The sequence below is a fragment of the Enterobacter sp. CRENT-193 genome (assembly GCF_002787395.1).
In the GTDB taxonomy this organism is placed as follows: Bacteria; Pseudomonadota; Gammaproteobacteria; order Enterobacterales; family Enterobacteriaceae; genus Enterobacter; species Enterobacter hormaechei_C.
In genome coordinates, this window is sequence record NZ_CP024812.1 from 1,394,198 (window position 1) to 1,417,748 (window position 23,551).

A 23,551-nucleotide genomic window follows, 5' to 3' on the forward strand; every position below is an offset into this window, starting at 1 on the left:
TAAACTGTAGCAGGAAGGAACAGCATGACTGATGTAACTGTAAAATCGCTGGCTGCTGAGATTCAGACCTCCGTGGACCGCCTGGTACAGCAATTTGCTGATGCAGGGATCCCGAAGTCCGCTGATGACTCGGTGACCGCGCAAGAAAAACAAACCTTGTTAGCGCACCTGAACCGTGAACACGGCTCTACGCCTGACAAGTTAACGCTACAGCGTAAAACGCGTAGCACGTTGAACATCCCTGGTACCGGTGGCAAAAGCAAGTCGGTACAAATTGAAGTCCGCAAGACGCGCACCTTTGTAAAACGTGATCCGCAAGAGGCAGAACGCCTTGCCGCGGAAGAGCAGGCACAGCGTGAAGCGGAAGAACAAGCTCAGCGTGAGGCAGAAGCCACTGCCAAACGTGAAGCAGAATTAAAAGCTGAACGTGAGGCCGCAGAAAAAGCGAAACGCGACGCCGGTGAAAAAGCGAAGCGTGACGCTGCGGAAAAAGACAAAGTGAGCAATCAACAGACCGACGAAATGACCAAAACTGCCCAGGCTGAAAAAGCCCGCCGTGAAAATGAAGCTGCCGAGCTGAAGCGTAAAGCGGAAGAAGAAGCCCGCCGCAAGCTTGAAGAAGAAGCTCGCCGCGTCGCCGAAGAAGCGCGTCGCATGGCAGAAGAAAACGAGAAGAATGGTGTGAATACTGCTGAACCAACTGAAGATACCAGCGATTATCACGTCACCACGTCTCAGCATGCGCGTCAGGCAGAAGACGACAACGACCGCGAAGTAGAAGGTGGTCGTGGTCGTACTCGCAGTGCAAAAGCTGCGCGTCCTGCGAAAAAAGGTAACAAACACGCTGAATCAAAAGCTGACCGTGAAGAAGCGCGTGCAGCGGTTCGCGGCGGTAAAGGCGGCAAGCGTAAAGGTTCCGCTCTCCAGCAGGGCTTCCAGAAGCCTGCTCAGGCCGTTAACCGTGACGTTGTGATCGGCGAAACTATCACCGTTGGCGAACTGGCTAACAAAATGGCGGTGAAAGGCTCTCAGGTCATCAAAGCGATGATGAAACTGGGCGCAATGGCCACCATTAACCAGGTCATCGACCAGGAAACCGCACAGCTGGTTGCCGAAGAGATGGGCCACAAAGTTATCCTGCGTCGTGAAAACGAGCTGGAAGAAGCAGTAATGAGCGACCGTGATACGGGCGCAGCGGCTGAACCGCGCGCACCGGTTGTGACCATCATGGGTCACGTTGACCACGGTAAAACCTCTCTGCTTGACTACATTCGTTCTACTAAGGTTGCCTCCGGCGAAGCGGGTGGTATTACCCAGCACATCGGTGCTTACCACGTAGAAACCGAAAACGGCATGATCACCTTCCTGGATACCCCAGGCCACGCAGCGTTTACCTCAATGCGTGCTCGTGGTGCTCAGGCAACGGATATCGTTGTTCTGGTTGTTGCTGCCGACGATGGCGTGATGCCGCAGACCATTGAAGCTATCCAGCACGCGAAAGCGGCGCAGGTGCCTCTGGTTGTTGCAGTCAACAAAATCGATAAGCCAGAAGCCGATATGGATCGCGTGAAGAACGAACTGTCCCAGTACGGCGTTATGCCGGAAGAGTGGGGCGGTGAAGCACAGTTCATCCCTGTATCTGCAAAAGCGGGTACCGGTATCGACGACCTGCTGAACGCCATCCTGCTTCAGGCTGAAGTTCTGGAGCTGAAAGCGGTTCGTAAAGGTATGGCGAGCGGCGCGGTAATCGAATCCTTCCTGGATAAAGGTCGTGGTCCGGTTGCAACCGTTCTGGTTCGCGAAGGTACTCTGCACAAGGGCGACATCGTTCTGTGTGGTTTCGAATACGGTCGCGTTCGCGCGATGCGTAACGAACTGGGTCAGGAAGTGCTGGAAGCGGGTCCGTCCATTCCAGTGGAAATCCTGGGGCTGTCCGGTGTTCCGGCTGCCGGTGACGAAGTAACCGTCGTACGTGACGAGAAGAAAGCGCGTGAAGTCGCTCTGTATCGTCAGGGTAAATTCCGTGAAGTGAAGCTGGCTCGTCAGCAGAAATCTAAACTCGAGAATATGTTCGCCAACATGACCGAAGGCGAAGTTCACGAAGTGAACGTTGTTCTGAAAGCGGACGTTCAGGGTTCTGTGGAAGCGATCTCCGACTCCTTGCTGAAACTGTCTACCGACGAAGTGAAAGTGAAGATCATCGGTTCTGGCGTAGGTGGTATCACCGAAACCGACGCAACTCTGGCAGCAGCTTCCAACGCGATCCTGGTTGGCTTCAACGTTCGTGCTGACGCATCTGCGCGTAAAGTGATTGATGCTGAAAGCCTGGATCTGCGTTACTACTCCGTCATCTATAACCTGATTGACGAAGTGAAAGCAGCGATGAGCGGCATGCTGTCTCCTGAGCTGAAACAGCAGATCATCGGTCTGGCTGAAGTACGTGACGTGTTCAAATCACCGAAATTCGGTGCGATCGCGGGCTGTATGGTTACCGAAGGGACCATCAAGCGTCACAACCCAATCCGCGTACTGCGTGACAACGTGGTTATCTACGAAGGCGAGCTGGAATCCCTGCGCCGCTTTAAAGATGACGTTAACGAAGTCCGTAACGGCATGGAATGTGGTATCGGCGTGAAGAACTACAACGACGTTCGCGTTGGCGATATGATCGAAGTGTTCGAGATCATCGAAATTCAGCGTACCATCGCGTAATCTTCTTCAACAGAAGATTAATGAGCGTAGGCCGGGTAAGCGAAGCGCCACCCGGCAGTAATTTTAAAAAGGGGCTTAAGCCCCTTTTTTGTCTGGAGAATTTATTATGGCGAAAGAATTTGGTCGCCCACAGCGCGTCGCGCAGGAGATGCAGAAAGAGATCGCTCTCATTCTGCAACGTGAAATCAAAGATCCACGCGTGGGTATGATGACCACCGTGTCTGGCGTGGAAATGTCCCGCGACCTGGCGTACGCCAAAGTGTTTGTAACTTTCCTGAATGACCAGGATGAAGACGCTGTGAAGAACGGCATTAAAGCGTTGCAGGAAGCCTCTGGTTTCATTCGCTCTCTGCTTGGCAAAGCGATGCGCCTGCGTATCGTGCCAGAGCTGACCTTCTTCTACGACAACTCGCTGGTTGAAGGTATGCGTATGTCCAACCTGGTGACCAGCGTGGTGAAACATGACGATGAGCGTCGTGTTAACCCGGCGGACGACAGCAAGGAGGACTGATGAGTCGTCCTCGTCGTCGCGGTCGTGACGTGCATGGCGTGCTCTTGCTGGATAAACCACAGGGCGCATCCAGCAACGACGTGCTGCAAAAAGTGAAGCGTATTTATAACGCCAACCGAGCAGGGCACACTGGCGCGCTGGATCCGCTGGCAACCGGCATGCTGCCGATCTGCCTGGGGGAAGCGACAAAGTTTTCCCAGTACCTGCTGGATTCCGATAAGCGCTACCGCGTGATTGCCAAACTGGGCCAGCGCACGGATACCTCCGATGCAGATGGCCAGGTGGTGGAAGAGCGCCCGGTGACCTTCAGCGCAGAGCAACTTGATGCGGCGCTGGACAGCTTCCGTGGTGATACGCTACAGGTGCCGTCGATGTATTCGGCGCTGAAATATCAGGGCAAAAAGCTCTACGAATATGCACGTCAGGGCATTGAGGTTCCGCGCGAAGCTCGTCCGATTACCGTGTATGAGCTGCTGTTCATTCGTCACGAAGGTGATGAACTCGAGCTGGAAGTACACTGTTCGAAAGGGACCTATATCCGCACCATCATTGATGACCTCGGTGAAAAGCTGGGCTGCGGCGCGCATGTGATTTATCTGCGTCGTCTGGCTGTCAGCAAATATCCGGTCGAACGCATGGTGACGCTTGAGCATCTGCACGCCCTGATTGAGCAGGCGCAAGCGCAGGGCGTTGCGCCGGCCGATCTGCTGGACCCGCTGCTGATGCCAATGGACAGTCCGGCAGTGGACTTCCCGGTTGTTAATCTTCCTTTAACATCGTCCGTTTACTTTAAGAATGGAAACCCGGTTCGCACAACGGGGGCACCGCTTGAGGGCCTGGTACGCGTGACGGAAGGTGACGAAGGGAAATTCATCGGTATGGGCGAAATGGACGGCGAAGGGCGTGTGGCGCCGCGTCGTCTGGTCGTCGAATATCCGGTTGAAGCGTGACGGTGATAACACCTTACCTTGCGATAAGCAGGGGAGACGAGTAGAATATCGCCGCTTAACGCCTGGTAAATTGTTTAACAATCTGCGGGGCGTACATGGGATAGCTGAATTAGAGATCGGCATCCTTACATTCTTTATACTTTGGAGTTTGAAAATGTCTCTAAGCGTTGAAGCTAAAGCTAAAATCGTTTCTGAGTTTGGTCGTGGTACTAACGACAGCGGTTCTACCGAAGTTCAGGTTGCACTGCTGACTGCACAGATTAACCACCTGCAAGGTCACTTTGCAGAGCACAAAAAAGATCACCACAGCCGTCGTGGTCTGCTGCGTATGGTTTCTCAGCGTCGTAAACTGCTCGACTACCTGAAGCGTAAAGATGTTGCACGCTACACCGCGCTGATCGAGCGTCTGGGTCTGCGTCGCTAATTCTTGCGAGTTTCAGAAAAGGGGGCCTGATGGCCCCTTTTTTCAACCAGACGGCAGCAATTCAATGGAAACTATTGTATTGTTGCTATAAATGATCTTCATTGCAGAGGTTCGCGCGGCTAATGAGAGGCTTCACCCATGGGGGTGTCGGTTGTCATTAGTCGCGAGGATGCGAAGAAGGTCGGGTTAAATCGTCAGCACACCTGAGGTGTGCTTTCAAACATTTAAGAAAGGACAGAACTTTGCTGAATCCGATCGTTCGTAAATTCCAGTATGGTCAGCATACCGTCACGCTGGAAACCGGCATGATGGCGCGTCAGGCTACTGCTGCCGTTATGGTAAGCATGGATGACACTGCTGTATTCGTTACCGTAGTTGGCCAGAAAAAAGCTAAACCAGGTCAGGACTTCTTCCCGCTGACCGTTAACTACCAGGAGCGTACCTACGCTGCCGGTAAAATCCCAGGTGGCTTCTTCCGTCGTGAAGGCCGTCCAAGCGAAGGCGAAACCCTGATCGCGCGTCTGATTGACCGCCCGGTTCGTCCGCTGTTCCCGGAAGGCTTCGTGAACGAAGTGCAGGTTATCGCAACCGTTGTTTCCGTTAACCCGCAGGTTAACCCGGACATCGTTGCGATGATCGGTGCGTCTGCTGCCCTGTCACTGTCTGGTATTCCATTCAATGGTCCAATCGGTGCTGCGCGCGTGGGTTACATCAATGATCAGTACGTGCTGAACCCAACTCAGGAAGAGCTGAAAGAGAGTAAGCTGGACCTGGTTGTCGCCGGTACTGAAGCCGCGGTGCTGATGGTTGAATCCGAAGCTGAACTGCTGAGCGAAGACCAGATGCTGGGCGCTGTGGTCTTCGGCCACGACCAGCAGCAGGTTGTTATCCAGAACATCAACGACCTGGTGAAAGAAGCCGGTAAACCACGCTGGGACTGGCAGCCAGAAGCGGCAAACGACGCGCTGAACGCACGCGTTGCTGCACTGGCAGAATCTCGTCTGAGCGACGCATACCGCATCACCGACAAACAGGAGCGCTATGCTCAGGTTGATGTGATCAAATCTGAAGTGACCGCGACCCTGGTTGCCGAAGACGAAACGCTGGACGCTAACGAAATTGGCGAAATCCTGCATGCCATCGAGAAAAACGTTGTTCGTAGCCGCGTACTGGCAGGCGAGCCGCGTATTGATGGCCGTGAAAAAGACATGATCCGTGGTCTGGACGTGCGTACTGGCGTACTGCCACGTACTCACGGTTCTGCGCTGTTCACCCGTGGTGAAACGCAGGCGCTGGTAACCGCGACTCTGGGTACTGCACGTGACGCACAGATCATCGACGAACTGATGGGCGAGCGCACTGACAGCTTCCTGTTCCACTACAACTTCCCTCCGTACTCTGTGGGCGAAACCGGTATGGTTGGCTCACCGAAGCGTCGTGAAATTGGTCACGGTCGTCTGGCGAAGCGCGGCGTGCTGGCAGTGATGCCAGAAGCAGACAAATTCCCGTACACCGTACGTGTGGTGTCTGAAATCACTGAATCCAACGGTTCTTCTTCCATGGCTTCCGTGTGTGGTGCTTCTCTGGCGCTGATGGATGCAGGCGTGCCAATTAAAGCCGCCGTTGCGGGTATCGCAATGGGTCTGGTGAAAGAAGGCGACAACTACGTTGTTCTGTCTGACATTCTGGGTGATGAAGACCACCTGGGTGATATGGACTTCAAAGTGGCGGGTTCCCGCGACGGTATCTCTGCTTTGCAGATGGATATCAAAATTGAAGGTATCACCAAAGAGATCATGCAGGTTGCTCTGAACCAGGCTAAAGGTGCGCGTCTGCACATCCTGGGCGTGATGGAACAGGCTATCAACGCGCCACGCGGTGATATCTCTGAATTCGCTCCGCGTATTCACACCATCAAGATCAATCCAGACAAGATCAAAGATGTTATCGGTAAGGGCGGTTCCGTTATCCGTGCACTGACCGAAGAAACGGGCACCACCATCGAAATCGAAGATGACGGTACTGTGAAGATCGCAGCAACCGACGGCGAGAAAGCGAAATACGCTATCCGTCGTATCGAAGAGATCACGGCAGAAATCGAAGTGGGCCGTATCTACAATGGTAAAGTGACCCGTATCGTTGACTTTGGCGCATTCGTTGCCATCGGTGGCGGTAAAGAAGGTCTGGTACACATCTCTCAGATCGCTGACAAGCGCGTTGAGAAAGTGACCGATTACCTGCAAATGGGTCAGGAAGTACCGGTGAAAGTTCTGGAAGTTGACCGCCAGGGCCGTATCCGTCTGAGCATTAAAGAAGCAACCGAGCAGTCTCAGCCTGCTGCGGCGCCGGAAGCTCCGGCTGCTGAACAGCAAGGCGAGTAAGGTTGCCATTTGCCCTCCGCGCAGGCGGAGGGCTTATTATCAGGCAGGACGCCTTGTTAAGCCGCCGGGGGACAGGACGTTCATCCAATAGTTGTCTTCGGGAGTGGGAAATGAAGCCTTTTTTGCGCTGGTGTTTCGTTGCGACAGCTTTAACGCTGGCAGGATGCAGCAACTCTGCCTGGCGTAAGAGCGAAGTCCTCGCAGTGCCATTGCAACCGACTTTGCAGCAGGAAGTCATTCTGGCACGCATGGAACAAATACTTGCCAGTCGGGCTTTAACCGATGACGAACGCGCACAGCTTTTATATGAGCGCGGAGTGTTGTATGATAGTCTCGGTCTGAGGGCACTGGCGCGAAATGATTTTTCACAAGCGCTGGCGATTCGACCTGATATGCCTGAAGTATTCAATTACTTAGGCATTTATTTAACGCAGGCAGGCAATTTTGATGCTGCCTATGAAGCGTTTGATTCTGTACTTGAGCTTGATCCAACTTACAACTACGCGCACTTGAATCGCGGTATCGCATTGTATTACGGCGGACGTGATAAGTTAGCGCAAGATGATCTGCTGGCGTTTTATCAAGACGATCCTAATGATCCTTTCCGCAGCCTGTGGCTTTACATCGTTGAGCAGAAGCTTGATGAGAAGCAGGCCAAAGAAGCACTGAAACAGCGCTTCGAGAAATCGGACAAGGAACAGTGGGGATGGAACATTGTCGAGTTCTACCTGGGCAACATTAGCGAAGCAACGCTGATGGAACGCCTCAAGGCGGACGCAACGGATAACACCTCGCTCGCTGAGCATCTCAGTGAAACCAACTTCTATTTAGGTAAGTACTACCTAAGTCTGGGGGATATGGACAGCGCTACGGCACTGTTCAAATTAGCGGTTGCTAACAACGTACATAACTTCGTTGAGCACCGTTATGCATTGTTGGAATTATCGCTCTTGGGCCAGGAGCAAGACGACCTGGCAGAATCGGACCAGCAATAGCTGACGACATAAACATCAGCCCGTAATCTTTTGATTGCCATCACCTTCACTGGTGAGGGCGTTGTTGTTCGTCAATACACCTAATTTGAGCCGGTTCACACTTTTCAATGAAAATTGCTAATCATTTTCACGATGAGCTAAGTAGACTGGCCGCCATTAATATCGAGGCACTTGTACTACATGGCTGAATTCGAAACCACTTTTGCAGATCTGGGCCTGAAGGCTCCTATCCTTGAAGCCCTTAACGATCTGGGTTACGAAAAACCATCTCCGATCCAGGCTGAGTGTATCCCACACCTGCTTTCTGGTCGTGACGTGCTGGGCATGGCCCAGACTGGTAGCGGTAAAACCGCAGCATTCTCGCTGCCGCTGCTGAACAACATTGATCCGGACCTGCGCGCGCCGCAGATCCTCGTCCTGGCTCCAACCCGTGAACTGGCTGTTCAGGTTGCTGAAGCCATGACGGAATTCTCTAAACATATGCGCGGCGTAAACGTGGTAGCCCTGTACGGCGGCCAGCGTTATGACGTGCAGTTACGCGCCCTGCGCCAGGGTCCACAGATTGTTGTCGGTACGCCGGGCCGTCTGCTGGATCACCTGAAGCGCGGTACCCTGGATCTCTCTAAACTGAGCGGCCTGGTACTGGACGAAGCCGATGAAATGCTGCGTATGGGCTTCATCGAAGACGTAGAAACCATCATGGCGCAGATCCCGGAAGGTCATCAGACCGCTCTGTTCTCTGCAACTATGCCAGAAGCGATCCGTCGCATTACCCGCCGCTTCATGAAAGAGCCGCAGGAAGTGCGCATTCAGTCCAGCGTGACCACTCGCCCGGACATCAGCCAGAGCTACTGGTCTGTATACGGCATGCGCAAAAACGAAGCGCTGGTGCGTTTCCTGGAAGCGGAAGATTTTGATGCGGCGATTATCTTCGTTCGTACCAAAAACGCGACCCTGGAAGTGGCTGAAGCCCTGGAGCGTAGCGGCTACAACAGCGCAGCGCTGAACGGCGACATGAACCAGGCCCTGCGTGAGCAGACTCTGGAGCGTCTGAAAGACGGTCGTCTGGATATCCTGATTGCAACCGACGTGGCAGCACGTGGCCTGGACGTTGAGCGTATCAGCCTGGTTGTAAACTACGATATCCCAATGGACTCCGAGTCTTACGTTCACCGTATCGGCCGTACCGGTCGTGCGGGGCGTGCGGGCCGTGCGCTGCTGTTCGTTGAGAACCGCGAGCGTCGTCTGCTGCGTAACATTGAACGCACCATGAAGCTGACCATTCCAGAAGCTGAGCTGCCAAACGCAGAACTGCTGGGCAAACGCCGTCTGGAAAAATTCGCCGCGAAAGTACAGCAGCAGCTGGAAAGCAGCGATCTGGATCAGTACCGTGCACTGCTGTCCCAGATCCAGCCTGTCGCTGAAGGCGAAGAGCTGGACATGGAAACCCTGGCCGCAGCACTGCTGAAAATGGCGCAGGGCGAACGTAGCCTGATCGTGCCACCTGATGCGCCGATGCGTCCTAAGCGTGAGTTCCGTGACCGTGACGATCGTTTCGAACGTCGTGGCGACCGTAACGACCGTGGTCCACGCGGTGACCGTCCAGAGCGTGGTGGTGAAGACCGTCCACGTCGCGAGCGTCGTGACGCTGGCGAAATGGAACTGTATCGCATTGAAGTGGGCCGTGATGATGGTGTTGAAGTTCGTCACATCGTTGGCGCGATCGCTAACGAAGGCGACATCAGCAGCCGTTACATTGGTAACATCAAGCTGTTCGGTTCCCACTCCACCATCGAGCTGCCAAAAGGCATGCCGGGCGAAGTACTGCAACACTTTACTCGCACCCGCATCCTGAACAAGCCGATGAACATGCAGCTGCTGGGCGATGCACAGCCACGTCCTGACCGTGGCGGCGAACGTCGTGGCGGTGGTCGCGGTTTCGGTGGCGAGCGTCGTGAAGGCGGTCGCAGCGAAGGTCGCGGTGGTGAAGGCCGTCGTTTCTCCGGCGAGCGCCGCGAAAACCGTGGTCCACGCCGTGAAGAAGGTGCCAGCCGTCGTCGTTTCGGTGACGCGTAAGCCTTTCGCTTCTGACGTAAAGTAAAATATACAGCCCCGATAGTCGCTATCGGGGCTTTTTTTATTCCTTTTGTACTCTTGTACTGGTACAGTGCAGCACATTAAAATGCAGAACCACATTTTTCACTGGAGATAAGGCCGCATGGCAACACTAACCACCACCCAAACGTCACCTTCGCTGCTTGGCGGCGTGGTGATCATCGGCGGAACCATCATTGGTGCCGGGATGTTTTCCCTGCCTGTGGTCATGTCCGGTGCGTGGTTCTTCTGGTCGCTGGCGGCGCTGGTTTTCACCTGGTTCTGCATGCTCCATTCCGGGCTGATGATCCTTGAAGCAAACCTGAACTATCGCATTGGCTCCAGCTTCGACACCCTCACCCGGGATCTGTTGGGCAAAGGCTGGAACCTGGTGAACGGGCTGTCCATCGCGTTTGTACTCTATATCCTGACCTACGCGTACATTTCAGCGAGCGGGTCGATTCTGCATCACACCTTCTCAGAGATGTCGCTGAACGTTCCGGCGCGTCTGGCGGGTCTCTGCTTCGCGCTGGGCGTGGCGTTTATCGTCTGGATGAGCACCAAAGCGGTCAGCCGCATGACGGCAATCGTGCTGGGCGCAAAGGTCATCACCTTCTTTCTTACCTTCGGCAGCCTGCTGGGGCACGTCACGCCGGCCACGCTGTTTAACGTTGCCGAAACGAACACCTCTTATACGCCGTACCTGCTGATGACCCTGCCGTTCTGTCTGGCGTCGTTTGGCTACCACGGTAACGTACCGAGCCTGATGAAGTACTACGGCAAGGATCCGCGCACCATCGTGAAATGCCTGGTTTACGGCACGCTGCTGGCGCTGGCGCTGTATGTGATCTGGCTGCTGGGGACGATGGGTAACATCCCGCGTCCGGAATTTATCGGCATTGCGCAGAAGGGCGGTAACATTGATGTGCTGGTACAGGCGCTGGGCGGCGTGCTGAACAGCCGCAGCCTGGATCTGCTTCTGGTGGTCTTCTCGAACTTTGCGGTGGCGAGTTCATTCCTCGGCGTGACGCTGGGCCTGTTTGACTACCTGGCGGATCTGTTTGGTTTTGATGACTCTGCGACGGGGCGCTTCAAAACGGCGCTGTTGACCTTCCTGCCGCCGATTGTGGGCGGCCTGCTGTGGCCGAACGGTTTCCTGTACGCCATCGGCTATGCGGGACTGGCGGCCACCATCTGGGCGGCGATTGTACCGGCGCTGCTGGCGCGCAAATCACGTAAGCGCTTCGGCAGCCCGAAATTCCGCGTCTGGGGCGGAAAGCCGATGATTGCGCTGATTCTGGTATTTGGTATCGGCAACGCGGTGGTCCACGTGCTGTCGAGTTTTAATCTGTTGCCTGTGTATCAGTAAAACGTGCGGTCTGAACCCCTCACCCCGGCCCTCTGCCGCAGGGAGAGGGAGAAAAGAATGTAGGCCCGGTAAGCGAAGCGCCACCGGGCAAAGCAAAAAACTACCCCACCAACTCCTCTTTCACCTGCATTGCCAAATCAAACGAATGCAGACGCGCCTGGTGATCGAAAATCTGGCCGTTAACCATAATCTCATCCGCCTGGGTTTCACGCAGCACCGACTCCAGCCCGTGACGCACTTTCGCCTTATCACCTACCAGCGACATACTCAGAGCCTGCTGCACGCCATACTGCTCGGAGGCCGACCATAGCTGATGCATATTCTCTACCGGCGGCGGCAGCTGGCCCGTCTCACCGCGACGCAGCTTCACAAACGCCTGCTGCATGGAGGTGAACAGGAATTCCGCGTCGCGGTTGCTGTCGGCGGCAATGATATTGATACACACCATCGCGTACGGTTTCTCCAGACGCTCGGACGGTTTGAAGTGCGTGCGGTAGAGATGCAGCGCCTGATGCAGCATATCCGGTGCGAAATGCGAGGCAAACGCAAACGGCAGCCCCAACTGGGCGGCGAGCTGCGCGCTGTACAGACTTGAGCCTAACAGCCATACCGGGATCTTTTCCCCGTACCCCGGCACAGGACGCACGTGCGGGTTCGGGTCACGCGCGTCAAACCAGTCCACCAGCTCCGCCACATCGCGCGGGAAGTTATCGATATCGCCGCTCATATGGCGGCGCAGGGCGCGCATGGTCGGCTGGTCGCTGCCCGGCGCGCGGCCAAGCCCTAAATCAATACGGCCCGGATAGAGGGTATTCAGCGTGCCGAACTGCTCGGCGATCACCAGCGGGGCGTGGTTCGGCAGCATCACGCCGCCGGAGCCCAGGTGCAGTGTGGTGGTATTCGCCGCCAGATAGCCAATCAGCACCGAGGTGGCGGCGCTGGCGATGCCCACCATATTGTGGTGCTCCGCCAGCCAGTAGCGGTGATAGCCGCGCTTTTCGGCAAGCTGAGCAAGATCGAGAGAGTGCGTGAAGGCTTCTCTGGCCGAGGAGCCTTGTGGGATCGGCGCCAGATCCAGCACCGAAAACGGAATGGTTTTGTCAGTCATAACAGCTCACTTTGTCGACGGTCAATCTTTAATACTGCATTAAAAAATGATAACCGTTGTTAACAAAGTGAGCCTTTTTTATGCCTGCAATTCCAGCCCGGCGAGACGTCGCCAGTAACCGTTGCAGTCGCTGTTTGCCGTCAGAGGCAGTGGAGCAGCGCCATTTTCGTTGGCGCGGAAGGCGTCCAGCATGGCGAATACGCCGGTATCCAGCGGCGAAAGACGCACCATATCCACCAGCCCGTGCATTGACGCCAGTTCGTTGCCGAGGTTATAGACGTAACCGCTCATGGTCTGAATGCCGTTAAGAACAAACACCTGCTGATTCTCCTGCGACAGCATGCTGCGTCCGTTCGGGTACTTAATGCAGCAGGTTTCGCACTCGTCTTTCGGACGATCTTCGGAACGTGCGGTGAAGCAGCGGGCAGAGTAGGCCAGCGGCAGATGCCCATAGCTCAGAACTTCCACTTCAAACTTGTTGCGAATGCCCAGCTCTTCGCACTGTGTAAGCAGGTTGGCCAGCCAGTCGCGGGAGAGTTCAACCGGCATGCACCAGCGGGTCATCCCCTGTTTGAGCAGCAGGCGCAGGGTCACGGCGTTATAGCAGTTCAGGGCATGTCCGGCGACAAACGGCAGCTTACGTTCGGCGCACATGTTCACCACGCCCAGGTCGCTCGCCTCCAGCAGGAACTCACCGTTTTCGACGTAGCGCTTCAGCTCGCCCAGTTCAGAGGACGCCTGCACCAGCGCCAGCGTCGAGAGCACCACCTGCTTGCCGCTGCCGGCCAGGCTTTTCGCCATATCCAGCCAGTCGCCCACTTTGGTGGCGCGGCGCTTGCTGCACACCGCTTCGCCGAGGTAAATCACATCGGCGCTGCTGTTAGCCGCCTGCTGGTAAAAATCTTCCAGCGTCTCTTTTGGCCAGTAGTAAAGCACCGGCCCTAATGAATATTTCATGATTATCTCACTGCCATTTACGGTGATACGCGCCGAGCGTGGTTTGGGTGCCTTCGGACATCGCGCCGAGCGTCTCCATCCATGCCGCCTGCGGAGCGTAGTTTTGCGGGTCCGCCATGCAGCGGTCGATGGCCTGACGCCACACCTTTGCCACCTGGCTCACGTAGGCCGGGCTGCGCTGGCGGCCTTCGATTTTCACCGAGGCAATATTGGCGGCCAGCAGCTCTGGCAGCAGTTCCAGCGTGTTGAGGCTGGTGGGCTCCTCCAGCGCGTGGTAGCGCTCGCCGTCCACCAGATATCGGCCTTTGCACAGCGTCGGGTAGCCCGCGTTTTCACCGTCCTGATAGCGGTCAATTAACACATCATTCAGGCGTGACTCCAGTCCCTGCGGCGTTTGCTGCCAGCGAACGAAGCGGGCAGGCGAGCAGGCGCCGACGGTATTTGGCGATTCGCCGGTCAAATACGAGGAAAGATAGCAGCGGCCTTCGGCCATGATGCACAGGCTGCCGAAGGCAAAAACCTCCAGCGGCACTGGCGTGACGCGCGCCAGTTGCTTAACCTGATGAATAGAGAGTACGCGCGGCAGCACCACGCGAGCCACGTCAAAGTGTCGATGATAAAAACGGACGGCCTCTTCATTGGTGGCCGATGCCTGAACAGAGACATGGCGCTCAATATGCGGATAACGTTCTGCCGCATACTCAAGCATGGCGAGATCGGCCAGGATCAGCGCATCGGCGCCCAGCTGGGCCGCCATATCCACGGCGCGCTGCCAGCGGGCATAGCCATCAGGATGGGCAAAGGTATTGATGGCGATGTGCAGTTTGCGCCGGTGCTGGTGGACGAAGTTAACGGCTTCCTGAAGCTTTTTCTCCGTAAAGTTAAGACCCGCAAAATGGCGGGCGTTGGTATCATCTTTCAGCCCGATATAGACCGCATCGGCCCCATTTTCGATGGCCGCCTTAAGCGCCGGAAGGTTTCCGGCAGGGCAGAGCAGCTCCATAATTTATCCCGATGTTGTCGATCGCAGGGATCGTAAAAAATGTTAACGAGCTGGGATTTTAATTAACCCATACGCGACAATTTTTGATTTAAGGCAGCTAATGGCGTATTGATGGCACCAATAATGAGGTACACCGGACAACGGTTTGTTGATTTACGCCGCTATCTTCTTGTCGGGATATGGCAAAATAGCAGGACTATAGCTATCAGGGAGTAAAGCTCGTGCTGGATAAACTGCGTTCACGTCTCGTACAATTTGGTCCATCAATGCTGAGCGTGCCGGTAAAACTGGCGCCGTTCGCGCTTAAACGCCAGGTGCTGGAACAGGTACTGAGCTGGCAGTTCCGCCAGGCGCTACAGGACGGTGAGCTGGAGTTTCTGGAAGGCCGCTGGTTAAAGATTGAAGTGCGCGATATCGGGTTGCGCTGGTTTACTTCCGTTGAGAACGATCGGCTTATCGTCCGTGAAACCGCCGAGGCGGATGTCAGCTTTAGCGCGGATGCCAGCGATCTGCTGATGATCGCCGCGCGCAAACAGGATCCGGACACCCTCTTCTTCCAGCGTCGTCTGGTGATTGAAGGCGACACGGAGCTCGGTCTGTACGTCAAAAATTTAATGGATGCCATTGAACTGGAGCAGATGCCGAAAGCGCTGCGTATGATGTTGATGCAAATGGCAGATTTCGTTGAGGCCGGGCTAAAAACCCCGCCGGACAGTAAACACACTTCAGTAGGTGAACCATGCTGATTCGAGTCGAAATTGGGATTGATGCGCCGGGTATCGATGCGTTGTTACGCCGCTCTTTTGCAGGCGACGCCGAAGCCCAACTGGTTCACGATCTTCGCGAAGATGGCCTGATTACGCTGGGCCTGGTTGCCACTGACGATGAAGGGCAGGTGGTCGGCTACGTGGCCTTCAGCCCGGTGATTGTGCAGGGTGAAGAGTTGCAGTGGGTCGGCATGGCGCCGTTGGCGGTGGATGAAAACTACCGTGGCCAGGGCCTGGCGCGCCAGCTGGTCTATGAAGGACTGGATTCACTGAATGAATTTGGCTATGCCGCTGTCGTCGTTCTGGGCGATCCGGCGTTCTACGAACGTTTAGGTTTTGAGCCAGCGTCCAGATACGATCTGCGCTGCCACTGGCCGGGCACGGAAACATCTTTCCAGGTGCATCCTCTGGCAGATGATGCGCTCGACGGCGTTACCGGTCTGGTGGAGTACCACGATCATTTCAATCGTTTTTAAGCAGGCTTTCGCGTAGCGCCTCGAAAGAGCCGTCCCCGTTGACGAGACGCTCTTTCTGGCGCTTTGTCAGCTGCTTGATGCGGTATTCCAGCCTGAGCGCCAGGGATCTGTCGCCCACGGCGGCTGAAAACGCTAACTGAAGTTCACCTTTCCCCCGTAGTGCTTTCGCCCCTTTCCCCGTTTGATGTTGTAAAAAACGCCGTGCCACATCGGTAGTGATCCCGGTGTAGAGTGCATTATCAGCGGTTCGGACAAGATAGAGAAACCAGCACACAGTAAACAGATTCAGTATGTTAAGGTGAACGCACCATAGCATGAGAGAGAGCGAAAATGGAAACACTGGCCGCCATTAACCGCTGGCTGGCAAAGCAGCATGTCGTGACCTGGTGCGTCTGTAAAGACGAGGAGATGTGGTGCGCAAATGCCTTTTATTACTACGATCCCGAGCGCGTGGCCTTTTACGTAATGAGCGAAGACAAAACGCGGCATGCGCAGATGACGGGCCAACAGGCAAAAGTGGCAGGTACGGTAAACGGTCAGCCTAAAACCGTTGCGCTGATCCGCGGGGTCCAGTTCAAAGGTGAAATTCGTCGCCTGGAAGGGGAGGAGAGCGACGCGCAACGTAAACGCTATACGCGCCGCTTCCCGGTGGCTGCGGCGCTAAAAGCCCCGGTGTGGGAAATCCGCCTTGATGAGCTGAAATTTACCGACAACACCCTGGGCTTTGGTAAAAAGCTGCACTGGTTACGCGCCGAGCAGGCGTAGCGCTTCGCGGTTAAACGCTGGAAGATCGTCCGGCGTACGGCTGGTGATCAGCTGATCGTTATCGTTCACCACTTCCTGATCGTAGAACTCGGCTCCCGCGTTTTTCAGATCGATAACGATCGGCTTCACCGCGGTGAGCTTACGCCCGCGTACCACCTCGGCGCTGATCAGCAGCTGCGGACCGTGGCAAATGGCAAACACCGGTTTACCGGTGCCGACGAAGTCACGGGTAAAGGTGACGAAACGCTCGTCCCCGCGCAGGGAATCCGGTGAATGGCCGCCCGGTAACAGCAGGGCGTCGAAATCCGACGGGCTGACGTTATCAATGGATTCGTCAATGGTCACGCTGGCTTCGCCCTTATGGCCCTTCACGGTTTTACCCGCTTCTTTCTCGATGGTGACCACCTCGTGGCCCGCCTTCCGGAATGCCTCTGCTGGCGACGTAAATTCTGAATCTTCAAACTCGTCGGTAATCAAGACTGCGATTTTTTTACCCATGCTTCCTCCGTTGTTTTCGCTTCAGACTGTTTTTTTCCCGTTTGTGGTAAATACTTACCTGTAACAGACTTTTAAGTGTGGTAGAGCAGGCCCAGAACGCAAACGGACAATTCTGTAAAGGGGATAAGATGAGTCAGGTACTGATTACCGGCGCAACCGGGCTGGTGGGTGGACATCTGCTGCGGCTGCTGATCCAGGATCGGCATATCAACTATATCGCCGCCCCGACGCGTCGCCCGCTGTTGGATATCACCGGCGTCTATAACCCGCACGATCCACAGCTCACCGACGCGCTGGCGCAGGTGCAGGATCCCATTGATATCGCCTTTTGCTGCCTTGGCACCACCCGACGGGAAGCGGGCAGTAAAGAAGCTTTTGTCCATGCGGATTACACCCTGGTGGTGGATACCGCCCTGACGGCGAAAAAGCTGGGCGCAAAACATTTCCTGGTGGTCAGCGCGCACGGCGCGAACGCAGGCTCGCCGTTTTTTTACAACCAGGTGAAGGGCAAAATGGAAGAGGCGTTAATCGCGCAGAAATGGGAGCGCCTGACCATCGCGCGGCCTTCCATGCTGATGGGGCACCGTGACGAACATCGTTTTAACGAGTCTTTTTTCGCTCCGCTGTTTCGCATTCTGCCGGGTAACTGGAAGTCCATCGAGGCGCGGGATGTCGCGCTGGCGATGCTAAAAGAGGCGCTGGCTCCGTCGCAGGAGGGGGTTAATATTATCCCTTCGGCAAAACTGGGTGAAATCGCGCAGGGCGAGGCGTAAACTTCCCCGGCTTATTAAATAACACCTTCCGGGGAATGGTATGACTGGTCAGTCTTCATCTCAGGCGGCAACACCTGTTCAGTGGTGGAAGCCCGCACTCTTCTTTCTCGTGGTCATCATTGGCCTCTGGTATGTGAAATGGCAGCCGTACTACGGTAAAGCCTTCACCGCCGCCGACACCCACAGCATCGGTAAATCGATTCTCGCGCAGGCCGATTCCAGCCCGCTACGCGCGGCGTGGGATTACGCAATGGTCTATTTTCTTGCCGTCTGGAAAGCGGCGGTATTGGGCGTATTGCTGGGCTCGCTGATTCAGGTACTTATCCCGCGTAACTGGCTGGTGAAAACCCTGGGACAGCCGCGCTTGCAGGGCACGCTGCTGGGGACGATTTTCTCCCTGCCGGGCATGATGTGTTCCTGCTGCGCCGCACCGGTGGCGGCGGGTATGCGCCGACAGCGCGTGTCGATGGGCGGCGCGCTTGCCTTCTGGATGGGTAACCCACTGCTGAATCCGGCAACGCTGGTGTTTATGGGCTTCGTTCTCGGCTGGCATTTCGCGTTTATCCGTCTGGCGGCTGGCCTGCTGACGGTGGTGCTTGTCGCTACGCTGGTGCAGCACCTGGTGAAAGACAACGAGGCCGGGTCTGCTTCCGTTGAGCTGGACGTCAGCGAGCCGCAGGGCAGTTTCTTTGCTCGCTGGGGCAAAGCGCTGTGGCAGCTTTTCTGGAGCACCATTCCGGTCTATATCCTGGCCGTACTGGTGCTGGGGGCCGCGCGCGTCTGGCTGTTCCCGCATGCGGATGGCGCTATCGACAACACGCTGATGTGGGTGATTGCGATGGCGGTGGCCGGTTGCCTGTTCGTGATCCCAACCGCGGCGGAGATCCCGATTATTCAGACCATGATGATGGCCGGTATGGGGACCGCACCGGCGCTGGCGCTGCTCATCACGCTGCCGGCGGTGAGCCTGCCGTCGCTTATCATGCTGCGTAAATCATTCCCGGCGAAAGCGCTGTGGCTGACTGCGGGGCTGGTGGCGTTGAGTGGAGTGATTGTGGGGAGTATGGCGCTTGTGTGAAAAAAAGCCCGGTGGCGCTTGCGCTTACCGGGCTTACAGTCAGGTGTGAATTACTTAATATAAGTAAACGCGGTGGTGACGTGCTTCACGCCGCTCACCCGGCTGGCGATATCCGCTGCCGCTTTCCCTTCACGTTCCGTCACCAGACCCAGCAGGAACACTTCGCCGTTCTCCGTGGTCACTTTCACGTTTGAGGATTTCACCTGGTCGGTACCCAGCAGCTGGGAACGCACTTTGGTGGTGATCCAGGTATCAGATGACGCGGTGCCGAGACCAATCGGCTGGCCCTGGCGGATCTCGTTATACACTTCCGCCGTGCCTTCCACACCCATCGCGATCTGTTTGGCGCGCGAGGCGAGTTCAGGATTTGGCGCCTGGCCTGCCAGCAGCACTTTGCCCTGATAAGCCGTCACGTTGATGCGTGCTTCCTTCTTGATCTGCTCGTCTTTCGACAGCGCACTGTTTACGCGCAGCTCAAGCGTACCGTCATCCACCTGCGTCCCAACGGTACGCGGATCGGTCGCTGCTTTGGTGCCGACCGCTGCGGTACCGACTACAGCGGCAGCGATGCATCCCTGAAGCAGTAATGCAGACATCACGACTGCAAGGGCCGATAAAACCTTCATGAGAACTCCTTAATCATCCTGGTGAGGGAAAAGCGTGTTATCGATCAGATCGCATAAGCAGTTCACCGTGAGCATATGCATCTCCTGGATGCGGGCGCTACGGTGCGAAGGAATGCGGATCTCCACATCCTGCGGCCCCAGCAGGCCAGCCAGCTCACCGCCGTCGTAACCGGTCAGGGCGACAATCGTCATATCCCGGGTCACTGCCGCTTCAACCGCTTTAACGATATCCCGGCTGTTACCGCGCGTGGAGATCGCCAGCAGCACGTCTCCGGCATGGCCTAAGGCACGCACCTGCTTGGCGTAGATTTCGTCATGCAGACGATCGTTGGCAATCGCAGTTAAGACCACGTTATCGGTGTTTAGTGCAATGGCAGGTAAACTCGGGCGCTCGGTTTCGAAGCGATTAATCATGCTGGCAGCAAAATGCTGTGCGTTGGCGGCGGACGTGCCATTGCCACAACAGAGGATTTTGTTGCCGTTGAGCAGCGACTGAACCAGTGTCATCGCTGCACGCGAGATCGCGTCCGGAAGGGCTTCCGCCGCGGCAATCTGCGTTTGAATGCTTTCTGTGAAGCACACTTTAATTCGTTCGAGCACGGTATCCCTTTAAAATCTTATTTATGCGTCTTCGCCAAACGCGTTTTTAAGCCAGTCGATCGCATTTCCGGTGAAGGCTACCACATCGAAACGGCAATCCACAGTATCAAAACTCCCATTATGGCGGGCAAGCCACAAGTGGGCAGTCTGTAATAATTTTTGTTGTTTGGCGAGCGTCACGCTGGCGGCAGCACCGCCAAAACGGGACGACTGTCGGTAGCGAACTTCAACAAACACGATGGTCTGACCGTCTTTCATGATCAGGTCAATCTCGCCGCCGCGCCCGCGAACGTTGGCGGCGACAAAGCGCAGTCCTTTGCCTTCAAGCCAGCGACGCGCCTTTAACTCCCACGCGTCGCCGGTCTGTTTACGGCTTAACTGGCCGGGACAATCTGCCCCTGCTGGTATTTGAGCCATGATAACTTCCTGTTAATCACACAATCCTGATCGGCGGTCAGATCGCCGGTATTCCCGTTAAGCTCGAAGCCCGGTACCTGGCGCATCTGGGTGAAGTGGTTTGCCAGCGCCCAGGCATCGACGCCCATCGCGTACAGACGCGCCAGGGAATAGTCATTGCGCACCGCGCCCAGCGCCTGCTGCATCAACTGCGGGTTGCTGCCTGCCAGCATCGGGATCTCGCTGTATTGCAGTCCTTCCATTTCCAGACGGAAATCCGGGCCTGCGGTACCCTGTGCGCTGCGTGAGCTGGCGTAGAGCGTTGCGCCGCTCTGGCTGCCGTTACGCATGGCGATCATCGGTTTGATAAAGGCGATCTCTTCCGGCGTAGCGACGATGTACGCCGAATCCACTTTACCGCCGCCGCTGATTTGCGCGTCGGTAGGGGGCGCTGGGATCGTCAGACCGCCGATGGTGACGCTCTGCTGCTGCGGAAGGCTGGCGGATACCGGGCTACCGTTGAGGGCAATACCTGCCCCGCCGTTCACGCCCGCTCTCAGTTCGGAAGCTGAGCCAAATTTCTGCTGCAACACCACGCCACCGCCAAGGGTCTGCCACTCTTGCGCAAACGCGTTGGCAACGCGATCGCCCAGCGTGCTGCGTGGGATCAGCAGCAGCGGCGCCTGCTTGCCCTGCTCGTGAATATGGCGGGCCGCATCGCGGGCTTCATCCTCCGGAGAGAGGGCGAAGTAACAGATATTGGCGCGGTTCTGAACCTGCTCAGGCTGGTTAAGCGCCAGCACGTTCAGCGTGGTGTTGCTCTTCATCAGCGCTTCCACGTTGTTTTTCAACAGCGGGCCGACAACGATGCTGGCCCCGTCCTGCTGAACCTGCGCCAGCACCTGGTCAAGCGGCTGGGCGCTGGTGTCGTAGATTTTCAACTCTGCACCAGGATAAGCGCTGGTGGTGGCCACAGCCTGCGGCTGGGTTGCTGGCTGCTGTTCCGGCTGCGCGGTTTGCGGCTGAGGTTGTTCTGCCGTCGCGGGCGCCGGTGTTTCAGCCGGGGCCTGTGTTGCCGCAGGCGCTGGGGTAGCAGGCTGCGTCGTTGGGGCGGTAACCGGATTCTGCATGGTGCCCTGCGCAGGGGTTTGCGCGGTGGTCAGGTCGCTGGTTTCGGCGGCGGACGGGCTGACAACGTCATTCACATTCGCCGCCTGTGCAGCCTGCGCCGGAACCGCGCTGCCGCTGACGGCGGTGGTGCCGTTTTTCGCGGCTTCAAAACCTTGCTGAATGGCGCGACCAAACACCGCAGCCTGACCGTTTAACGGCAGCAGCAGGGCGATTTTGCTGGTGGAGGCGGGCTTAAAGTTTTGCACGTTCACCAGCTGCGTTGGCAGCATTTTCGCTCCCGGGTTTTGCGGGTAACGCTTTTGCCAGTCGGTAATGCCGGCTTTCAGCATGTTCGGATCGCTGCGGTTGTTGAACCACATCTGTTGCAGATCCAGCCAGCCTTGCAGGACATTTTCATCGGCGTTGATTACCAGCGCCTTGGCCTGATCCTGGGTCATGGAGGCGAGCGCCTGCCAGGTTGCGTCAATATTTTTTTGCTTGTCTGCACCCGCGAGCAGAGGCTCCTGGGCAATCAGCGCGCGGAGTAGCGTCAGGGAAGGGCGACCCTGCTCAGCGGTGATACCGGCCTGCCAGAAACGGGCCTGCTGGTTTTTATCCAGCGTGCTGAGATCGATGGTGCCGAGGATCTTCTTCGCGCCGTCGTAATCTTTTTGCGCGACCTTCAGTTCTGCCGACAGCAGCGTCTGCTCATGGCGCTGAGTGTCGTTAAGATCCTGCGGCAGCTGGCTGAACAGCTCGGCGGCCTGCTGGGTTTTCCCTTCTTTCAGCAGTGCACGAATGGCGAGTAATTGCCAGTTGATCCTGGTATCATTTGTACTCTGCGACATTTGTTGCAGATAAAAGCCAGAATCAGCCTGAGCGGATCCCTGCATATGAGCAGTGCTCTGGTCAGGTGCCTGGGTGCCGCAGCCGGTAAAGATCAGGGCTGCCAGCAGGAGGGGCACGCTGTGCGCGGCTTTTTTTCGAAGAAACGTTAACGGTACCATACTGTATCCAGTGATTTTTTTACGCAATGCTCAATATTAAATCGGCAATACGGACGAAACAATGAAACAACACGAAACGGCAGATAATTCTCAAGGCCAGCTTTATATTGTACCTACTCCTATCGGGAATTTGTCTGATATTACCCAACGTGCGCTCACCGTATTGCAAGCTGTTGATTTAATTGCTGCTGAAGACACCCGTCATACCGGTTTACTGCTACAACACTTTGCCATTAACGCCCGTTTGTTTGCCCTGCACGATCACAATGAGCAACAAAAAGCCGAAACGCTGGTGGCGAAGCTTAAAGAAGGGCAGAACATCGCGCTGGTCTCCGATGCGGGAACGCCGCTGATCAACGATCCGGGCTACCATCTGGTACGCACCTGCCGTGAAGCAGGCATCCGCGTTGTGCCGCTGCCCGGGCCGTGCGCGGCCATTGCGGCGTTAAGCGCTGCGGGCCTGCCGTCCGATCGTTTCTGCTACGAAGGCTTCCTGCCTGCTAAATCCAAAGGCCGTCGCGATGTATTAAAGGATCTGGAAGCTGAACCGCGTACGTTGATCTTCTACGAATCAACTCACCGTCTGCTGGAAAGCCTGGAAGATATGGTGACCGTCTGGGGCGAAGGGCGCTACGTGGTGCTGGCGCGCGAGTTGACCAAAACGTGGGAAACCATTCACGGTGCGCCGGTTGGCGAACTGCTGGCGTGGGTGAAAGAGGATGAAAACCGCCGCAAGGGCGAAATGGTGCTGATTGTTGAAGGGCACAAAGCGCAGGAAGACGCTCTGCCTGCCGATGCGCTGCGTACGCTGGCTCTGCTACAGGCTGAACTCCCCCTGAAAAAAGCGGCGGCGCTGGCGGCGGAGATCCACGGCGTGAAGAAAAATGCACTGTATAAATATGCGCTGGAGCAGCAGGGGGAGTAAGCCCCTGCCGCCTGTTTTGCCGGGTG

Annotated in this window: 24 protein-coding genes; 15 read left to right on the plus strand and 9 right to left on the minus strand. The window is 56.2% G+C overall.

Features of this window, described 5'->3' with window-relative positions:
* The first annotated feature begins 24 nt into the window (after positions 1-24).
* The 9 genes from infB to mtr all read left to right on the plus strand — a co-directional run bounded on the left by infB (position 25) and on the right by mtr (position 11,436).
* Complete coding sequence (infB, locus tag CU081_RS06905) at positions 25-2,712, plus strand: translation initiation factor IF-2 (RefSeq protein ID WP_003861796.1); 2,688 nt, start codon at positions 25-27, stop codon at positions 2,710-2,712.
* Between the two features lie 106 nt (positions 2,713-2,818).
* Positions 2,819-3,223 (plus strand): 30S ribosome-binding factor RbfA, encoded by a 405-nt coding sequence (rbfA, locus tag CU081_RS06910; RefSeq protein ID WP_003861793.1) that lies wholly within the window; start codon positions 2,819-2,821, stop codon positions 3,221-3,223.
* A complete protein-coding gene (gene truB / locus CU081_RS06915; protein ID WP_003861791.1) occupies positions 3,223-4,173 on the plus strand; it encodes a tRNA pseudouridine(55) synthase TruB in 951 nt (316 codons plus the stop codon). Before rbfA ends, truB begins: the two co-directional genes overlap by 1 nt.
* A 154-nt stretch (positions 4,174-4,327) precedes the next feature.
* Complete coding sequence (gene rpsO / locus CU081_RS06920) at positions 4,328-4,597, plus strand: 30S ribosomal protein S15 (protein ID WP_003861789.1); 270 nt, start codon at positions 4,328-4,330, stop codon at positions 4,595-4,597.
* 242 nt (positions 4,598-4,839) lie between these two features.
* Complete coding sequence (gene pnp / locus CU081_RS06925; protein ID WP_003861786.1) at positions 4,840-6,978, plus strand: polyribonucleotide nucleotidyltransferase; 2,139 nt, start codon at positions 4,840-4,842, stop codon at positions 6,976-6,978.
* A gap of 110 nt (positions 6,979-7,088) precedes the next feature.
* Complete coding sequence (nlpI, locus tag CU081_RS06930; RefSeq protein ID WP_003861782.1) at positions 7,089-7,973, plus strand: lipoprotein NlpI; 885 nt, start codon at positions 7,089-7,091, stop codon at positions 7,971-7,973.
* 107 nt (positions 7,974-8,080) lie between these two features.
* A complete protein-coding gene (gene yrbN, locus CU081_RS06935; protein ID WP_097397692.1) occupies positions 8,081-8,161 on the plus strand; it encodes a protein YrbN in 81 nt (26 codons plus the stop codon).
* Positions 8,154-10,049: a DEAD/DEAH family ATP-dependent RNA helicase gene (locus CU081_RS06940; RefSeq protein ID WP_003861780.1), complete on the plus strand. Its 1,896-nt coding sequence runs from the start codon at positions 8,154-8,156 to the stop codon at positions 10,047-10,049. The genes yrbN and CU081_RS06940 overlap by 8 nt, the downstream gene beginning before the upstream one ends.
* A 142-nt stretch (positions 10,050-10,191) precedes the next feature.
* Positions 10,192-11,436 (plus strand): tryptophan permease, encoded by a 1,245-nt coding sequence (mtr, locus tag CU081_RS06945; protein ID WP_003861779.1) that lies wholly within the window; start codon positions 10,192-10,194, stop codon positions 11,434-11,436.
* Positions 11,437-11,536: 100 nt separating this feature from the next.
* Here mtr and CU081_RS06950 read toward each other — a convergent pair whose 3' ends face one another.
* The 3 genes from CU081_RS06950 to ubiU form a co-directional block, all read right to left on the minus strand.
* A complete protein-coding gene (locus CU081_RS06950) occupies positions 11,537-12,544 on the minus strand; it encodes a luciferase-like monooxygenase (RefSeq protein ID WP_003861777.1) in 1,008 nt (335 codons plus the stop codon).
* Between the two features lie 78 nt (positions 12,545-12,622).
* Positions 12,623-13,501: a U32 family peptidase gene (locus tag CU081_RS06955; protein WP_003861775.1), complete on the minus strand. Its 879-nt coding sequence runs from the start codon at positions 13,499-13,501 to the stop codon at positions 12,623-12,625.
* A 7-nt stretch (positions 13,502-13,508) separates the two neighbouring features.
* The gene (gene ubiU / locus CU081_RS06960; protein ID WP_003861773.1) at positions 13,509-14,504 is read right to left on the minus strand and encodes a ubiquinone anaerobic biosynthesis protein UbiU; all 996 of its coding nucleotides are present in this window, start codon (positions 14,502-14,504) and stop codon (positions 13,509-13,511) included.
* A gap of 221 nt (positions 14,505-14,725) precedes the next feature.
* Between ubiU and ubiT the strand changes: the two genes are divergently transcribed.
* Complete coding sequence (ubiT, locus tag CU081_RS06965) at positions 14,726-15,250, plus strand: ubiquinone anaerobic biosynthesis accessory factor UbiT (protein ID WP_003861771.1); 525 nt, start codon at positions 14,726-14,728, stop codon at positions 15,248-15,250.
* Positions 15,244-15,747 carry a GNAT family N-acetyltransferase gene (locus CU081_RS06970; protein ID WP_003861769.1) on the plus strand — a complete coding sequence of 168 codons (504 nt, stop codon included), beginning with the start codon at positions 15,244-15,246 and terminating at the stop codon, positions 15,745-15,747. The genes ubiT and CU081_RS06970 overlap by 7 nt, the downstream gene beginning before the upstream one ends.
* Here the strand turns inward: CU081_RS06970 and CU081_RS06975 are convergent.
* Complete coding sequence (locus tag CU081_RS06975; RefSeq protein WP_003861768.1) at positions 15,734-16,063, minus strand: GIY-YIG nuclease family protein; 330 nt, start codon at positions 16,061-16,063, stop codon at positions 15,734-15,736. The two genes, CU081_RS06970 and CU081_RS06975, sit on opposite strands and share 14 nt — an antisense overlap.
* A gap of 14 nt (positions 16,064-16,077) precedes the next feature.
* On the opposite strand from CU081_RS06975, the gene CU081_RS06980 reads away from it, so the two are divergent.
* Entirely contained in the window at positions 16,078-16,512 is a 435-nt protein-coding gene (locus tag CU081_RS06980) for a YhbP family protein (RefSeq protein WP_003861766.1), read from the plus strand.
* Here CU081_RS06980 and CU081_RS06985 read toward each other — a convergent pair.
* Entirely contained in the window at positions 16,492-17,010 is a 519-nt protein-coding gene (locus tag CU081_RS06985; protein ID WP_015571965.1) for a type 1 glutamine amidotransferase domain-containing protein, read from the minus strand. The genes CU081_RS06980 and CU081_RS06985 overlap by 21 nt on opposite strands.
* 128 nt (positions 17,011-17,138) lie before the next feature.
* On the opposite strand from CU081_RS06985, the gene CU081_RS06990 reads away from it, so the two are divergent.
* Positions 17,139-17,783, plus strand: a complete 645-nt coding sequence (locus tag CU081_RS06990) for an NAD(P)H-binding protein (RefSeq protein ID WP_022651911.1) — start codon at positions 17,139-17,141, stop codon at positions 17,781-17,783.
* A gap of 40 nt (positions 17,784-17,823) precedes the next feature.
* Positions 17,824-18,861, plus strand: coding sequence for a permease (locus tag CU081_RS06995; protein ID WP_003861758.1), 1,038 nt, complete (start codon positions 17,824-17,826; stop codon positions 18,859-18,861).
* A 50-nt stretch (positions 18,862-18,911) separates the two neighbouring features.
* Here CU081_RS06995 and dolP read toward each other — a convergent pair whose 3' ends face one another.
* From dolP to CU081_RS07015, 4 genes are read right to left on the minus strand one after another with little or no spacing between them, the layout of a single operon-like run.
* Positions 18,912-19,487: a division/outer membrane stress-associated lipid-binding lipoprotein gene (gene dolP, locus CU081_RS07000; RefSeq protein ID WP_003861756.1), complete on the minus strand. Its 576-nt coding sequence runs from the start codon at positions 19,485-19,487 to the stop codon at positions 18,912-18,914.
* Between the two features lie 9 nt (positions 19,488-19,496).
* Positions 19,497-20,087, minus strand: a complete 591-nt coding sequence (gene diaA, locus CU081_RS07005) for a DnaA initiator-associating protein DiaA (protein ID WP_003861754.1) — start codon at positions 20,085-20,087, stop codon at positions 19,497-19,499.
* 21 nt (positions 20,088-20,108) lie between these two features.
* The gene (locus CU081_RS07010) at positions 20,109-20,504 is read right to left on the minus strand and encodes a YraN family protein (RefSeq protein WP_003861751.1); all 396 of its coding nucleotides are present in this window, start codon (positions 20,502-20,504) and stop codon (positions 20,109-20,111) included.
* The gene (locus CU081_RS07015) at positions 20,462-22,600 is read right to left on the minus strand and encodes a penicillin-binding protein activator (protein WP_022651910.1); all 2,139 of its coding nucleotides are present in this window, start codon (positions 22,598-22,600) and stop codon (positions 20,462-20,464) included. The genes CU081_RS07010 and CU081_RS07015 overlap by 43 nt, the downstream gene beginning before the upstream one ends.
* A 61-nt stretch (positions 22,601-22,661) precedes the next feature.
* Between CU081_RS07015 and rsmI the strand changes: the two genes are divergently transcribed.
* Positions 22,662-23,525 carry a 16S rRNA (cytidine(1402)-2'-O)-methyltransferase gene (rsmI, locus tag CU081_RS07025; protein WP_000809144.1) on the plus strand — a complete coding sequence of 288 codons (864 nt, stop codon included), beginning with the start codon at positions 22,662-22,664 and terminating at the stop codon, positions 23,523-23,525.
* Positions 23,526-23,551: the final 26 nt, after the last annotated feature.